At 73.9% G+C, this 15,728-nt stretch carries 11 protein-coding genes; 4 read left to right on the top strand and 7 right to left on the bottom strand.

Translation table 11 applies throughout. The features are described 5' to 3' along the window. Nucleotides 1-29 precede the first annotated feature (29 nt). Both AB0O01_RS08935 and AB0O01_RS08930 read right to left on the bottom strand, forming a co-directional pair. The gene (locus tag AB0O01_RS08935) at nt 30-551 is read right to left on the bottom strand and encodes an ATP-binding protein (RefSeq protein WP_365312406.1); all 522 of its coding nucleotides are present in this window, start codon (nt 549-551) and stop codon (nt 30-32) included. Nucleotides 552-815: 264 nt separating this feature from the next. Next, a complete protein-coding gene (locus AB0O01_RS08930; RefSeq protein ID WP_365311814.1) occupies nt 816-1,418 on the bottom strand; it encodes a DUF308 domain-containing protein in 603 nt (200 codons plus the stop codon). Nucleotides 1,419-1,558: 140 nt separating this feature from the next. Here AB0O01_RS08930 and AB0O01_RS08925 point away from each other — a divergent pair, with 140 nt between their 5' ends. Both AB0O01_RS08925 and AB0O01_RS08920 read left to right on the top strand, forming a co-directional pair. After that, nucleotides 1,559-2,377 carry an enoyl-CoA hydratase/isomerase family protein gene (locus tag AB0O01_RS08925; RefSeq protein WP_365311813.1) on the top strand — a complete coding sequence of 273 codons (819 nt, stop codon included), beginning with the start codon at nt 1,559-1,561 and terminating at the stop codon, nt 2,375-2,377. A 234-nt stretch (nt 2,378-2,611) separates the two neighbouring features. Then, nucleotides 2,612-4,999, top strand: coding sequence for a Tex family protein (locus AB0O01_RS08920; protein WP_365311812.1), 2,388 nt, complete (start codon nt 2,612-2,614; stop codon nt 4,997-4,999). A gap of 342 nt (nt 5,000-5,341) precedes the next feature. On the opposite strand, the gene AB0O01_RS08915 is transcribed toward AB0O01_RS08920, so the two are convergent. Together AB0O01_RS08915 and AB0O01_RS08910 are read right to left on the bottom strand one after the other, a co-directional pair. Beyond that, complete coding sequence (locus tag AB0O01_RS08915; RefSeq protein WP_365311811.1) at nt 5,342-6,988, bottom strand: ABC-F family ATP-binding cassette domain-containing protein; 1,647 nt, start codon at nt 6,986-6,988, stop codon at nt 5,342-5,344. 41 nt (nt 6,989-7,029) lie between these two features. Then, complete coding sequence (locus tag AB0O01_RS08910) at nt 7,030-8,055, bottom strand: oxidoreductase (RefSeq protein WP_365311810.1); 1,026 nt, start codon at nt 8,053-8,055, stop codon at nt 7,030-7,032. 69 nt (nt 8,056-8,124) lie between these two features. Between AB0O01_RS08910 and AB0O01_RS08905 the strand changes: the two genes are divergently transcribed. After that, nucleotides 8,125-9,060 carry an FAD-dependent oxidoreductase gene (locus AB0O01_RS08905; RefSeq protein WP_365312405.1) on the top strand — a complete coding sequence of 312 codons (936 nt, stop codon included), beginning with the start codon at nt 8,125-8,127 and terminating at the stop codon, nt 9,058-9,060. A 43-nt stretch (nt 9,061-9,103) separates the two neighbouring features. Here the strand turns inward: AB0O01_RS08905 and AB0O01_RS08900 are convergent, their stop codons facing one another. The 3 genes from AB0O01_RS08900 to AB0O01_RS08890 form a co-directional block, all read right to left on the bottom strand. Next, nucleotides 9,104-10,876 (bottom strand): BCCT family transporter, encoded by a 1,773-nt coding sequence (locus AB0O01_RS08900; RefSeq protein WP_365311809.1) that lies wholly within the window; start codon nt 10,874-10,876, stop codon nt 9,104-9,106. 175 nt (nt 10,877-11,051) lie between these two features. Then, nucleotides 11,052-12,344 (bottom strand): M14 family metallocarboxypeptidase, encoded by a 1,293-nt coding sequence (locus AB0O01_RS08895; protein ID WP_365311808.1) that lies wholly within the window; start codon nt 12,342-12,344, stop codon nt 11,052-11,054. Continuing rightward, complete coding sequence (locus tag AB0O01_RS08890; protein ID WP_365311807.1) at nt 12,341-14,302, bottom strand: Xaa-Pro dipeptidyl-peptidase; 1,962 nt, start codon at nt 14,300-14,302, stop codon at nt 12,341-12,343. The genes AB0O01_RS08895 and AB0O01_RS08890 overlap by 4 nt, the downstream gene beginning before the upstream one ends. 322 nt (nt 14,303-14,624) lie before the next feature. On the opposite strand from AB0O01_RS08890, the gene AB0O01_RS08885 reads away from it, so the two are divergent. Then, a complete protein-coding gene (locus AB0O01_RS08885; protein ID WP_365311806.1) occupies nt 14,625-15,515 on the top strand; it encodes an arginase family protein in 891 nt (296 codons plus the stop codon). Nucleotides 15,516-15,728 lie beyond the last annotated feature (213 nt).

Genomic DNA, 15,728 nt, shown 5'->3' with positions numbered 1-15,728 from the left:
GCGGGCTTTCGCGCGCGCAGCCGCGGACCTCAGAAGGCGGGCTTGAGCGGCAGGGCCGCCCAGATCACCTTGCCGCCGCCCGCCGTCTGCTCCACGTCGCAGGCCCCGCCCGCCTCCCGGGTGATCTCACTCACCAGCAGCAGCCCCCGGCCGCCGGTACGGCCGTAGTCGGTCTCCAGCGCGGTCGGCCGGTAGGGATGGTTGTCCTCCACGGACACCCGGACCCACTCCGCGCCCACCGCCACCTCCACGGCCAGCACCGGCGACAGCAGCGCCGCGTGCCGCACCGCGTTCGTGACCAGCTCCGAGACGATCAGCAGCAGCCCGTGGCCCACGTCCTCGGCGACCGGCACCCCCTGACGCAGCAGCAGGTCCCGCACCGCGTGCCGGGCCTGCGGCACCGAGGCGTCCACCGCGGGCGCGGTGAACCGCCAGACCCCCTCGTACGGCAGCGGCGGCGGGACGCTCGCCTGCCGCGGGGCACCGGCCTCCAGAGGTCTGTGCGCGTCGCCCACGGGGCGCGGACCGGGGCCGGGCCCGAGGTCGTCCATCGTCCGGTCGCCACCCTTGCACTCGATTGTCACCACACGTCGAGAGTGGAGAACCCACCGCACCGGCCCACGGCGCTGAACTGAAGTCAGCGACTATCGAACGCTTCTGATCGTTGGCGTATGACGCGGTCGGCTCAGGGACTGCTCCTGACACCTCGTGCCGACTTCGGGAACTCTTCGGGTTGTACGGGTACGGCTCCGCCGCCGTCCGGTGAGCCCCCGGCCCGGCGCCGTCCGGTCAGTCCCCCGCCCGCCGCCCTGCGGTCAGTCCCCCGGGCTGTCGCCGGGGCCGCGCCCGGGGAGGTGTCCCGGGACCCCGCCGGTGGTCCGCGGGCCGCCGAAACCGGAGGTGATCAGGGCGAGGCCGTCGAGGAGCAGGGCGAGCGAGAGGAAGGTACCGACGGCGTAGCGGCTGCCGCTCGGCCAGGTGCCCAGCACCAGGACACCGAGCAGCAGGTCGAGGGCGCCCAGCACCAGCGTCACGCCGTACAGCGGGCCGCGCACCACCAGGGCGCCCACCAGCCGGTACAGCCCGGCGGACAGGAACAGCAGCGCGGCGAAGAGGGTGAGCGCGCGGGCCGGGGCGTCCGGATCGCGCAGGAGCACCACCCCGGCGGCCAGGTTCAGCGCCGCGACGGTCACCCCGGGCCAGAAGAAGCCGGTGCCGCGCGCCTGCACCGAGTGCAGCAGCCCGGCCAGCCCGCCGGCCAGCAGCAGCCAGCCGAACAGCAGCATGGAGGTGAGGGTGGAGAACGCGGCGCAGCCGAGCCCGGCCAGCCCGGCGGCCAGCAGCGGCACCCCCAGCATCCCGAGCCGCCCGGCACCGCGCCCCGGCCCGGCCCCCGCACCCCTCGCCGCTGCGGCCATCGGTCGGCCCTCCGTGGACGGCGGGGCCGCCCGGCCATGACACGGCCCCTTCCCGAGCGTACGTTCGCCCGCGACGGTCGGCATCCGGTCCCCTGCTCCCCGTCCCCGTCCCCGTCCCGTCCCCGGATAGCATCCGGCGCATGGAGCCGAAGCTGCTGCACACCGTCGCCGACTCGGTCGCCACCGTCGTCATCCACCATCCGGCCCGGCGCAACGCCATGACGGCGGCGATGTGGCGGGCGCTGCCCCCGCTGCTGGAGCGGCTCGCCGCCGATCCCGGCGTCCGGGTGCTGGTGCTGACCGGGGAGGGCGGCACCTTCTGCGCCGGGGCCGACATCACCGGGCTGCTGGACGCGGCCGACGAGGCGCGGGAGCTGGCGGTGGCTGCGGAGGAGGCGCTCGCCGCGTTCCCCAAACCGACACTGGCGGCGATCCGCGGGTACTGCGTGGGCGGCGGGGCACAGCTCGCGGCGGCCTGCGATCTGCGGTTCGCCGAGGAGGGCGCGCTGTTCGGGGTGACTCCGGCGAAGCTGGGGATCGTGTACCGGGCCTCCTCGACCCGGCGGCTGGTGGCGCTGGTGGGCCCGGCGACCGCCAAGTACCTGCTCTTCTCCGGCGAGTTGATCGACAGCGCGCGGGCGCTGCGCACCGGGCTGGTGGACGAGGTGCTGCCGGAGGGCGATCTCGGCAAGCGGGTCGCCGAGTTCACCCGGATCCTGGCCGCCCGCTCCCTGCTGACCCAGGCGGCGGCGAAGGAGTTCGCGAACGGCCGGACGGACCGCGACGAGCACTGGGAGGCCCAGGCACGCGGCAGCGGCGACCGGATCGAGGGGGTCACGGCGTTCCTGGAGCGCCGGACACCGGATTTCGGGTGGACCGGCGCTCAGGGCGGGTCTCAGGGATCTCCGGGGTGTCGCGACGCCCGTGATTCTTCGCAGGTCCCGCCATGGCCGCAATGACGGGCTTCCCGCCTTTTCTGCCATGCCGGGCCGACGCCGGGCGCACACGTGCCGTGACGGCGGCGGTGCGGGTGCTGTGACGGTGGCGGTGCGGGTGCTGTGACGGTGGCGGTGCGGGTGCTGTGACGGTGGCGGTTAGGGTCGCGCCCCGCCGGATGCCGCCCTGATCCCCGGTTGTCGGTGCCACCTGCCACAATTGCCGCGCAACCCGAAGTGGAGAAGGCGGTACGGCTCGTGACGACACCCGGGTCCCTGGCAGTGGGGTCCATCGAAGGCAGGATCGCCGAGGAGCTCGGCGTACGGGAGCGGCAGGTCAAGGCCGCCGTGGAGCTGCTGGACGGCGGTTCGACGGTGCCCTTCATCGCCCGCTACCGCAAGGAAGCCACCGAGATGCTCGACGACGCGCAGCTCCGCACCCTGGAGGAGCGGCTGCGCTATCTGCGGGAGCTGGAGGAGCGCCGGGCGGCGATCCTGGAGTCGGTGCGGGAGCAGGGGAAGCTCACGGAGGAGCTGGCGGCGCGGATCCGGGGGGCCGAGACCAAGGCTCGGCTGGAGGACATCTACCTGCCGTACAAGCCCAAGCGGCGGACGAAGGCGCAGATCGCCCGGGAGGCGGGGCTCGAACCGCTGGCGGAGGGGCTGCTGACCGACCCCTCGGTCCCGCCGCAGGCCGCCGCCGCCGCGTTCGTCGACGCGGACAAGGGCGTCGCCGATCCGCAGGCCGCGCTGGACGGGGCCCGCGCGATCCTCACCGAGCGGTTCTCGGAGGACGCGGACCTCATCGGTGAGCTGCGCGAGCGGATGTGGACGCGCGGGCGGATGGCGGCCAGGGTGCGCGAGGGCAAGGAGGAGGCGGGGGCGAAGTTCGCCGACTACTTCGACTTCGCCGAGCCCTTCACCGCGCTGCCCTCGCACCGGATCCTGGCCATGCTGCGCGGCGAGAAGGAGGAGGTCCTCGACCTCACCCTGGAGCCGGAGGAGGCCGCCGAGGGCCCGTCGTCGTTCGAGGGGACGATCGCCCACCGGTTCGGTATCGCCGAGCGCGGGCGGCCCGCCGACAAGTGGCTGACCGACACGGTCCGCTGGGCGTGGCGCACGCGGGTGCTGGTGCACCTCGGCATCGATCTGCGGCTGCGGCTGCGGACGGCCGCCGAGGACGACGCGGTGGGGGTGTTCGCGGCGAACCTGCGCGATCTGCTGCTCGCCGCACCGGCCGGTACGCGCGCGACGCTGGGCCTGGACCCCGGGTTCCGTACGGGCGTGAAGGTGGCCGTGGTGGACGCGACCGGGAAGGTGGTGGCGACGGATGTCATCCATCCGCATGTCCCGGCCAACCGGTGGGACGAGGCCATCGCCAAGCTGGCCGTGCTCGCCCGGGAGCACGCGGTCGAACTGGTCGCGATCGGCAACGGCACGGCGTCCCGCGAGACGGACAAACTGGCCGGTGAGCTGATCACCCGCCACCCGGAGCTGAAGCTCACCAAGGTGATGGTGTCGGAGGCGGGCGCGTCGGTGTACTCGGCGTCGGCGTTCGCCTCGCAGGAGCTGCCGGACATGGATGTGTCGCTGCGCGGCGCGGTCTCCATCGCCCGGCGCCTCCAGGACCCGCTGGCCGAGCTGGTGAAGATCGACCCCAAGTCGATCGGGGTGGGCCAGTACCAGCACGATCTGTCCGAGGTGAAGCTGTCCCGCTCGCTGGACGCGGTGGTGGAGGACTGTGTGAACGGCGTGGGGGTGGACGTCAACACCGCCTCCGCTCCCCTGCTGTCCCGGGTCTCCGGCATCACCTCGGGCCTCGCGGAGAACATCGTGGCGCACCGCGACGCCAACGGCCCCTTCACCTCCCGGGGCCAGCTCAAGAAGGTGTCCCGGCTGGGCCCCAAGGCGTACGAGCAGTGCGCGGGGTTCCTGCGGATCCGCGGCGGCGACGACCCGCTGGACTCCTCCAGCGTCCACCCGGAGGCGTATCCCGTGGTCCGGCGGATGGTGAAGACCGCCGGTCAGGAGGTCGCGGCGCTGATCGGCAACACGGCGGTGCTGCGGTCGCTGGCGCCGGGGGACTTCGTGGACGAGACATTCGGTCTGCCGACGGTCTCCGACATCCTGAAGGAGCTGGAGAAGCCGGGTCGCGATCCGCGTCCCGCGTTCCGGACGGCCACGTTCAAGGAGGGCGTCGAGAAGCTCGGGGACCTCGTGTCCGGGATGGTGCTGGAGGGCGTGGTCACCAATGTGGCGGCGTTCGGGGCGTTCGTGGACGTGGGGGTGCACCAGGACGGGCTGGTGCATGTGTCGGCGATGTCGAAGACGTTCGTGAAGGATCCCCGGGATGTCGTCAAGCCCGGGGACATCGTGAGGGTGAAGGTGCTGGATGTCGACATTCCGCGGAAGCGGATCTCGCTGACGCTGCGGTTGGACGACGAAGCGGTTGCCGCTCCGCGGGAGCGGGGGGCGGGCGCTGGTACGGGGCGGGCGCAGTCGCAGCGGCGTGGGGGTGGGGGCGGGGGGCGTGCGCCTCAGCCTCGGCAGGGGGGTGGTGCTGGTGCTCCGCCGGCCAACAGTGCGATGGCGGATGCGTTGCGTCGGGCGGGGTTGGTGGATCCGAAGGGCGGGAAGCGGCGGTGAGGTAGGGCTGTGTTGTCGGGTGCGGGTGCGTGGGGGCTGGTCGCGCAGTTCCCCGCGCCCCTTAATGGCGGGGCTCCGTCTTCGGGTGCGGGGCGGTGGTCGCTTCTCGCGCAGTTCCCCGCGCCCCTAAAAGCAGGGCGTGGGCGCCTAGGTTCTCCAGGGGCGCGACCGGCTCCAGACGACCCGCACCCGAAAACGGCCCCCGCCTCCCAGGGGCGCGGGGAACTGCGCACAAAGCGACCACGGCTCCGCACCCGAAAAACGACGCCCGCCCCCAGGGGCGCGGGGAACTGCGCGGCCAGCCCCCACCCACCCGCACCCCCGCCCGGCGGCACAGCCCGCTCAGTGCTCGGTCACCTTGCCGGAGGTCACTGCCAGGCGGCGCGTGACGTGGACCGCGTTCAGCATGCGGCGGTCGTGGGTGACCAGGAGCAGCGTGCCGGTGTAGGCGTCGAGGGCGGACTCCAACTGCTCGATGGCCGGGAGGTCCAGGTGGTTGGTGGGCTCGTCCAGGACGAGGAGGTTGACGCCCCGGCCCTGGAGGAGGGCGAGGGCGGCGCGGGTGCGTTCGCCGGGTGAGAGGGTGTCGGCGGGGCGCAGGACGTGGTCCGCCTTCAGGCCGAACTTGGCGAGCAGGGTGCGGACCTCGGCGGGTTCCGTGTCGGGGACCGCCGCGGTGAACGCGTCCAGCAGTGTGTGCGGGCCGTGGAACAGGCCCCGCGCCTGGTCGACCTCGCCGATCAGCACACCGGAGCCGACGGCGGCCCGCCCGGCGTCCAGGGGGATCCGGCCGAGCAGCGCGCCGAGCAGGGTGGACTTGCCGGAGCCGTTGGCGCCGGTGACGGCGACCCGGTCGGCCCAGTCGATCTGGAGGGTGACCGGCCCGAGGGTGAAGCCGCCCCGGCGGACCTCGGCGTCGCCCAGGGACGCCACGATCGCGCCGGAGCGCGGGGCGGCGGCGATCTCCATCCGCAGCTCCCACTCCTTGCGGGGCTCCTCGACCACCTCCAGGCGCTCGATCATGCGCTGGGTCTGGCGGGCCTTGGACGCCTGCTTCTCACTGGCGTCGCTGCGGAATTTCCGGCCGAGCTTGTCGTTGTCACCGGAGTTCCCGGCCTTGCGGCGGGCGTTCTTGACACCCTTGTCCATCCAGGCGCGCTGCATCTGGGCGCGGTCCTGGAGGGCGGCCCGCTTGTCGGCGTACTCCTCGTAGTCGTCGCGGGCGTGGCGGCGGGCGACCTCGCGCTCCTCCAGGTAGGCGGTGTAGCCGCCGCCGTAGAGGTTGATCTGGCGCTGGGCGAGGTCGAGTTCGAGGACCTTGGTGACCGTGCGGGTGAGGAACTCGCGGTCGTGGCTGACCACGACCGTGCCGGCCCGCAGTCCGGAGACAAAGGTTTCGAGGCGTTCGAGGCCGTCGAGGTCGAGGTCGTTGGTGGGCTCGTCCAGCAGGAAGAGGTCGTAGCGGGAGAGCAGCAGGGAGGCGAGGCCCGCGCGGGCGGCCTGGCCGCCGGAGAGGGCGGTCATCGGCTGGTCGAGGCCGATGGTGAGGCCGAGGGTGCCGACGGTGTCCTCGGCGCGTTCGTCGAGGTCGGCGCCGCCGAGGGCGAGCCAGCGGTCCAGGCTCGCCGCGTAGGCGTCGTCGGCGCCGGGCGCCCCGTCGACCAGGCCCTGGGTGGCCTCGTCCATGGCCCGCTGGGCGGCGGCCACCCCGGTGCGGCGGGCCAGGAACTCCCGCACGCTCTCCCCCGGGCGGCGCTCCGGCTCCTGCGGGAGGTGGCCGACGGTGGCGGTGGGCGGGGAGAGGCGCAGTTCGCCCTCCTCCGGCGCGGTCAGTCCGGCGAGGAGGCGCAGCAGGGTGGACTTGCCCGCTCCGTTCGCGCCGACCAGCCCGATCACATCGCCGGGCGCGACGACGAGGTCGAGCCCGGCGAAGAGGGAGCGGTCGGCGTGTCCGGCGGCGAGGTTCTTGGCGACGAGGGTGGCAGTCATCAGGGGGCCGATGGTATCGGGCGGGTTCCCGTCGGCCGTCGTCAGCGGGCCATGGGCTCGACCAGCACGCTGCCCGTGGTGCGGGCCACCACGAACGCCTCGCCCTTCACCGCCCTGGCGTCCAGCGGGATGCGGTGCAGGCCCGGTTCGAGGACGCCGTCGAAGACCTGGTGGGTGTGGGTGCGGTAGAGCCGGTCGAGACGGTACGCGGTGACCTGGACGCGGCAGGAGGAGGTGACCTCGATACCCGCCTCGCCGTGGGCGGCGGTGAGCCGGGTCAGGCGGCGCCGCTCGGCGGGGCCGGGGTCGAGGGCGTGCTCGATCTGGGCGACCAGCAGCGGGATGATCGGGGCGAGACCGTCGACGTAGGCCACCTCCGCCCCGGCGCGGGTGAACGCCTCGCGGACCGCGGCGCGTTCCCGCTCCCCCACCGCGCGGCCGAAGGCGACGGCGCCGTAGCCGCGCAGTTCGTCGGGGGACACGTCCTGGGCGTCGCGGGTGATGTCGGCGCCGACGCCGATGGTGCGCAGGGCCGCGGCGAGCCGGGCGAGCACGGCGACCCGGGCGCCGATCAGCAGCACCCGGCGGCGGGGGGCGCCGGATTCGGCGGTGGCCAGGAGGGCGTGCAGGGCGGCCCGGTACTCGGCGCCGCGGAAGCGGAAGGGCCCTATGCCGTGATAGCCGTTGCGCTCCAGGTCGGCCTCGGGCGTGGTCTGCCAGGCGAAGTCCCGCCAGACGACGTCGTCGCCGTCGCGCCGGATCACCGCGGTGACCGCGCCGCACGCGAGGTCCTCGCACTCGGGGCAGCCGTAGATGACATGGCGGTCGCCCGGTAAGGGGGCGTCCGCCTCCAGCAGCAGTCCGCGCACCTGCTCGGTGAAGATCGCGGGCGGGACGTCGGAGGCGAGCGGGGAGACGGCGTCGAGGTCGGAGAGCCGGTGCAGCAGCGGATGGCCGTCGACGAGGAAGTCGACGAAGTCCCGGTGGATCCGGTAGCCCCCGTCCGACAGCACACCTCCGGCACGTATCGCAGGGACCAGGCCGAACGTCGCGTACGCGGCAGACATGGTGTGAGTATCCCCAGTCGGACACCGCCCTGAGCGCGGCATGACACATTCCGCTACGGTCGCGGTGTGATGGGCGGACAGCGGGACGATGTGATCGTCGTCGGCGGCGGGGTGATCGGGCTGACGACGGCCGTGGTGCTGGCCGAGCGGGGCCGGCGGGTACGGCTGTGGACGCGGGACGCGGCCGGGCGGACCACCTCGGCGGTCGCGGGCGCGCTCTGGTGGCCGTACCGGATCGAACCGGCCGCGGCCGTGCACGGGTGGGCGCTGCGCTCGCTGACGGTGTACGAGACGTTGGCGGCGGGGGGTGCGGGGAGCGGCGTACGGATGGTCGAAGGGGTACTGGGGGCGACCGGCCCTGACGAGGTGCGCGGGTGGGCCGGGGACCGGCTGGCGGTGCGCGCGGACGGGGCGGGGGGCATCCGGGTGCGGCTGCCGCTGATCGACATGCGGGCGCATCTGGGGTGGCTGCGGGAGCGGCTGATCGCGGCGGGCGGCACGGTGGAGGAGCGGTCGGTGTCCCCGGGGTTCCCGGAGGCGGACGCGGCGGTGGTGGTCAACTGCACGGGGCTGGCCGCCCGGGAACTGGTGCCGGACCCGGCGGTGCGGCCCGTGCGCGGGCAACTGGTGGTCGTCGAGAACCCGGGGCTGGAGACCTGGATGGTGGCGGCCGACGACGGGGGCCCGGCCAAGACGTACTTCTTCCCGCACGGCGACCGGCTGCTGCTGGGCGGCACGGCCGAGGACGACGTCTGGTCCACGGCGCCCGATCCGGCGGTCGCGGAGGGCATCGTCCGGCGGTGCGCGGCGCTGCGGCCGGAGATCGCGGGGGCGCGGGTGCTGGAGCACCGGGTGGGGCTGCGCCCGGTGCGGGACGCGGTCCGGCTGGCCCCAGAGCGGCTGGCGGACGGGCGGCTGCTGGTGCACAACTACGGGCACGGGGGCGCGGGTGTGACGGTGGCGTGGGGGTGCGCGGAGGAAGCGGCGGGGTGGTGCGGGGGGTGAGCGCCAGGGGGTGAGGCCGCCACGGGGTGAGCGCCGGGGGGCGCTACGGTTCGGTGCCCCGCACCGGGTTGTCGGCGCCCCCGCCCGCTCCCTCCCCCGGTGCTTCCCCCGGTCCCTCCCCCGGGCCGATCCGCAGGGCGAAGTCGCCGTCGTAGCGGTGGTGCCCGGCGATCACCGCCGCGTCGACCGCCTCCGAACCCAGTTCCTCGCGCACGATCAGCGGGTCCCGGCGCAGATCGCGCATCAGCGCCACGCACATGAAGAGCATGACGAGGACGAACGGGGCGGCGGCGAGGATGGTGAGGTTCTGGAGGCCAGTGAGGGCGTCGCCCTGGCCGCTGCCGACCAGCAGCATGACGGCGGCGACCGCGCCGGTGACCACGCCCCAGAAGATCACGACGAGCCGGCCGGGTTCGAGGACGCCCCGCTGGGACAGTGAGCCCATCACGAGCGAGGCGGCGTCGGCGCCGGACACGAAGAAGATGCCGACCAGGATCATCACCAGCAGGCTGGACGCGGTGGCGAGCGGGAACTCGCGCAGCACCGCGAAGAGCTGGCCCTCCGGGGTGGACTCGTCGCCGAGGCGGCCCTGTTCCTGCATCTTCATCGCCGCGCCGCCGAAGACCGCGAACCAGACCAGGCTGACCGTGCTGGGCACGAGGATGACTCCGCCGATGAACTGACGGATCGTGCGGCCCCGGCTGATCCGGGCGATGAACATGCCGACGAACGGCGTCCAGGAGATCCACCAGGCCCAGTAGAAGACGGTCCAGCTCCCCAGCCACTCGGCGACCCCCTCGCCACCGCTGGCCACGGTGCGCCCGGCCAGGTCGGGCAGGTCGCCGAGGTAGGCGAAGACCGAGGTGGGCAGCAGATCGAGGACGATGACCGTGGGCCCGGCGACGAACACGAACAGGGCGAGGACCAGGGCGAGCACCATATTGATGTTGGACAGCCACTGGATGCCCCGCTCGACCCCGGACACCGCCGAGGCGACGAAGGCGAGGGTGAGGACGGCGATGACGGCGACGAGGAGTCCGGTGCCGGCCTCGTCCAGCCAGTCCAGCACCTGCATGCCGGAGCCGATCTGGAGGGCGCCGAGGCCGAGCGAGGCGGCCGAGCCGAAGACGGTGGCGACGATCGCGAGCATGTCGATGACCCGGCCGCCGACCCCGCCCGCGTTCCGCTCCCCGATGAGCGGGGTGAACACGGCGCTGATGGTCTGGCGGCGGCCCCGGCGGAAGGTGCTGTAGGCGATGGCGAGGCCGACGACCGCGTAGATCGCCCAGGGGTGCAGGGTCCAGTGGAAGAGGGTGGTGGCCATGGCCGTCTCCATACGGGCGCCGGAGTCGGCCGGTTCGGTGCCGGGCGGGGGTGCGAGGTAGTGGGCGAGGGGTTCGCTGACGCCGTAGAACATCAGGCCGATGCCCATGCCCGCGCTGAACATCATGGCGACCCAGGAGACCGTGTGGAACTCGGGTTTCTCGCCCTCGGCGCCCAGCTTGATCCGGCCGTAGCGGCTGATCGCCAGCCACAGGGCGAAGACGACGAAGCCGGAGGCGGCCAGCATGAACGCCCAGCCGCCGTTCTGCATCAGTCCGTCGAGCAGGGTGCTGGAGACGTCCTCCAGCGAATCGGTGGCGACCGCGCCCCAGATGACGAAGGCGAGGGTGAGGGCGGCGGTCACCCCGAAGACCACCCGGTCGGTCCCGGGCCGCCGGTCGGTCCCCCCGGTCCCAGGGCCGGTTCCCCCGGTTCCGGTCCCGGGGCCGGATCCGGGCTCGTTCTCGGCCCGGCTGCTGTCGGCTGCTGTCACAGGGGCACCTTCCGAGGGCGGCGGCAGGGCGGGGGCGCACCTCTCCGAGGAGAGGGCCTCTCCGGGGAGAGGGTCTTCCCGGGGAGAGGGTCCTCCCGGGGAGGAGTGCCCCCGCCCTACGCGTCTTCCACGGATCGCCTGGTTCTCACCCGCTCACCGGGCGGTTCTCACCTGCTCAGCAGTCCCGGTCGGGTGTACCGGCCGTCAGGTGGTAGGTGGCCCGGCCGTCCAGCAGCAGCGGCACCAGCGCCCGCAGCGACTGCCGCAGGGGTACGGAGGTGCCCTCGCGGTCGTGGCGGACGCGGACCCCGTGCAGCGCGAGTTCGTCCCCGACCCGCGCGTACTGGGCGGCGGTGAGCCGGTAGGCGCAGGGCGGGTCCTGGATCACCTCGGCAGGCTCGGGCGGGTCGTTGTCGGCGCCGCCGAGATAGACCGGGCCGGAGTCCCGGTACCCGGCGTACCGGGCGGCCGTGGTCGCCGACTCGATCGGGCCGCGCCGCTCCTCGGTGTAGTCGAACAGACCGTCGAGCGCGGCGAGCTGGGAGGTGACCCGGCGCCGGTTGTTGAGCGCCGCGTCGGCCTGCTCGGCGTCGGTGAGCGGGTCGACCCGGCTCTCGATGAGCAGGCCGACGGCGTGTTTGGCGCCGGACAGGTTGCGCAGGATGCGTTCCTGTCCGTCCCCGGCGACCTGGCGGAGCGGTTCACCGGTGTCGGGGTCGGTCCAGATGCCGTAGGTGCCGGTGGAGTGCCCGGCGGCCCGGGCGGCGGGGCGGACGTAGGACGCGGAGAGGGTGCGGGCCTCGGCGTGGACGGCGTCGGCGGTGTTGAGGTTGCGGGGCCACAGATCGAACAGGTCCTTGTCGTAGTAGCGCGGGGTGGACCCGTATTCGTGCAGGTCGTAGATGAGGTCGGGGCGCCGGTCGCGGATCACGGCGGCGAGGGCGCGGCCCTCGCGGGTGGCGAGGGCGACATGGTCGCGGTTGATGTCGACGCCGTCGGCGTTGCCCCGGGTGTCGGCGGCGCGGCCGTCGGGGTTGGCGGTGGGCACGACGAGGACGGTGGTGCGCTCCAGGAAGCGCCGGGTGGCGCGGTCCCGGGCGTGGGCCAGGTCGCGGACGGTGCTGAGGCAGGCTTCGCGGCCAGAGGGTTCGTCGCCGTGCTGGCTGCACACCAGCAGGACGGTGGTGGCGGCGGACCGGGCGCCGATCCGGATGAGCTGGAGCGGCCGGTCCTGTGCGGTGGTGCCGACGCGAGTGACGGAGACCCGCTCGCTCGCGCGGTCGACGGCGGCCAGGAAGGACTGCTCCTCGGCCTGGGTGGTCCAGCGGGCGCCGCCGCTCTGCTCGAAGCCGGTGCGCGGGGGTGGGGTGGAGGAGGACTCGGCGGCCTGCGCCGGGACGGCGGTCAGCGTGGCCGTGACGGCGGCGGTGGTCAGGGTCAGGGCCAGGGTGCGGACGCGGTGGTTCACCGGCCTCCCTCCGGGACGCGGTGGACGGTGGCGGGCGGCTCGACGCCGCTGAGTCCGGCGGCGGGCGCGGTCGCCGGGGAGCCCGCGGTGGCGCGGGTGAAGGCGGCGGTGCCGCCGACGACGGGGACGCTCGCGGTGGTGCGGGCGAGGTCGAGGGTGAGGGTGGGGGTGTCGGCGGGCGGCTCGATCAGGCCGTTGTCGGTGCCCGCGACGATCAGGGCGAGCCGGTGCCCGGCGGGGACGACATGGTCGGTGGCGGCGAGGTCGAGGGTGATCGAGTACGTCCGGCCCGGGGTGAGGGGGGTGCCCCGGCCGTTGCCGGCGTGGTGGCCGAGGTCGGCCCAGCCGCGGCTGAGGACGGTGTGTTCGACGGCGGCGGTGCGGGCGGCGGTCTCCCGGTAGCAGGCGCTGTCGCCGGTGGTGCTCGCGCCCCAGCATGTGCGGTTCGGGAGGGTGGTGATGCCCTCGCCGGAGGCCGCGTAGTCGCGGATGGTGGCGGGGCCGAGATCGACCAGGACGGCGCTGAGATGGGCCGTCGGGGTGCTGGCGGAGGCGGTGACGGTGACCTTCGAGGAGCCGGACAGCCGCAGGTCGCGGGTGAGGGGCCCGGTGACGAACCCGGCCTTGTCGGGGGTGGACACGCCGAGGTCGGTGGCCCAGTCGCCCTCGTCGCGCGCGGGGTCGTCGGTGAAGGTCTCGGTGCCGCGGACGGTGCGCGTGCCGAGGGTGCCGACGCCGGGTTCGGTGCCGCTCGCGGGCTTGAGGCGGACGGTGCCGGTGGTGCGGGGCGGCCAGGTGGCGGAGGTCTCCCACTGGTCGGGGGCGCGTTCGAGGTCGGCCATCGGTTCGTCGTCGATGCCGTTGTCGTAGCCGAGGAGTTCATGGTCGAACCAGCGGTGCAGGGTGGTCACCCACTCGGCGCGGCGGAAGTCGAAGGGGTCGACATGGCCGGCCTGGGTGAGCCAGATCTTGCGGTCGACGCCGCTCCGGGCGAGCGCGTCCCACCACTGGCCGAAGTGCTTGGCGCGGACATTGAGGTCCTGGGTGCCGTGCACCACGAAGACGCTGGCCTCCACCTGGTCCGCGTCCGGGACGTAGTTCCGCTCGCTCCACAGGCCGGTCCAGTCGCCGGAGCGCGGGGCGCCCTCGACGAGGGCGTCCTGGACGGCGCCGCAGCGGGCGCGGGCGGCGGGGCTCTCCACATAGTTCGACAGCCAGTCCGGGCCGGAACCGAAGAGCGGGGCGCCCTGGGCGAAGTAGTAGTCGTACCAGGAGGAGATGGCGCCGATGGGGACGATGGTCTCCAGGCCCTCGACGCCGGTGGCGGCGACGCCGTTGGCGATGGTGCCGTCGTAGCTCTTGCCGATCATGCCGGTGCGGCCGTTGCTCCAGTCGGCCCGGGCGCGGGTGGTGCCCGTGGGGGTGGTGTAGGCGGTGCCGCGGCCGTTGAGCCAGTCGATGACGGCTTTCGCGGACTGGATGTCGGAGCGCCCGCCGACATCCACACAGCCGTCCGAGCGATTGGTTCCGGCCAGGTCGACACCGATGACGGCATAGCCGCGCGGGACGAAGTAGTTGTCGTAGTACAGGGGCATCTGGACGACGTTCCCGGCCGCGTCGTACGTCTTGCGCTGGCTCTCGTTGCCGCGTCCGCAGCAGGAGTAGTAGGGGCTGGCGTCCATGATGACCGGGATCCGGCGGCCCTGCCGGGCGGGTTCGGAGGGGCGGACGATGTCGACGGCGACCCGGTCGGTGCGGCCGTCGCCGTCCCCGTCGAGGCGGGTGTCGACCCAGACGGCCTCGCGGACGGCGTTCTCGTAGGAGTGGACGGGCTGGCTGGTGCGCGGGGTGTGCGGGGCCTGGGCCTGTGCCGGTGCGGTGAGGACGGTGGCCATCAGGGCGGCCGTGGCCGCCGTCGCGAGCGGTCTCCAGATCGTGAAGCGCGTGCGTGTCGGCATGGGGCGGACGCTACCCCCGTCAATTCCCGTGCAGAAGACGGCGTTTGTGCGATGCCTGTGAAGGATCGTGGCCGGATGTCGCCGGTGGGGCGGGCGGGGACGGGGTCGGGGGGTGCCCGGCGCTGGGCCGAACGGGCGGTGTTGGAGTGGCGCCGGGCGAACGCGCCGGGACGCGCGCGGGCGCCGACGGGCCTGCGCGCGCCCGGCGGTCTACGGTGGGCCTGTGCGCCGGACGGCCCGTACGCACCGGCCGTCGTCGTGCGCGCAGGTCGGCCGGGCGCCCGCCGGGCGGGCCCTCGGACCCGAACGAAGGAGCCGTCGCGTGCGGGACGTCGCGATCATCGAGGCACCGTCCGTGCTGGGACTGCGGCCTACCGGGGTCGAGGAACTGCCCGAGGCGCTGCTGGGCGCGGGGCTCGCCGAAGGGCTGCGGGCGGTACGGGCGGGGCGCGTCGAACCGCCGCCCTACCTTCCGGACCGGGACCCGGAGACCGGGGTCCTCAATCCGGGCGGCATCGCCGAGTACTCCGTACGGCTGGCGGACGCGGTGGGGGCGGTGCTGGACGACGGGCTGTTCCCGCTGGTCCTCGGCGGTGATTGCAGCATCCTGCTCGGCGAGCTGCTCGCGCTGCGCCGCCGGGGGCGCCACGGGCTCCTCTTCCTCGACGGCCACACCGACTTCTACCAGCCGGAGGCGGAGCCGGTGGGCGAGGTGGCCGCCATGGAACTGGCCATCGCGACGGGCCGCGGGCCGCGGATCCTGACGGATCTGGAGGGGCGCCGGCCGCTGGTGGCGGACAGGGACGTGGTCGCGCTCGGGTTCCGGGACGAGGCGGAGTCGGCGGTGTTCGGGGTGCAGCCGCTGCCGGACGAGTTGCTCGCGCTGGATCTGCACACCGTGCGGGAGATCGGCGCGGCGGGCGCCGCCCGGGCGGCGCTGGACGCGCTCACCGGGGACGGGGGGAGTGAGGGGTTCTGGGTGCATCTGGACGCCGATGTCCTGGACGACGCGGTGATGCCGGCGGTGGACTACCGGCTGTCGGGCGGGCTGGCGTGGCAGGAGCTGGACTCCGTCCTGGGGGCGGCTGTGGGGGATCCGGGGGCTCGGGGGATGTCGGTGACGATCTTCAACCCCCGGCTGGATCCGGATGGGTCGATCGCGTTGCGGTTGGTGGAGTGTTTGGTGGGGGCGTTTGAGGGGCGGGGGGATTGAGGGGGGGTGGTGGGGCGGTGCGGGTGAGTGCAGGCTGGTCGCGCAGTTCCCCGCGCCCCTAAGAGCCTTGGCCCTCAGCGGCGCTGGGGAGCGGGACCGGTCGGGGGGCGTGGGGCGGTGCGGGTGCGTGGGGGTTGAGCGCGCAGTTCCCCGCGCAGGCCCCGGGATGATCCGATGGCCCAGCTCATCGCGTTCGGCGATGAGCTTGCCGCC

Origin of the sequence: Streptomyces sp. NPDC093252 (genome assembly GCF_040683675.1) — a bacterium.
GTDB lineage: Bacteria > Actinomycetota > Actinomycetes > Streptomycetales > Streptomycetaceae > Streptomyces.
Note: the sequence above shows the minus strand (reverse complement) of the source record. Positions and strands in the feature narration are given on the sequence as shown.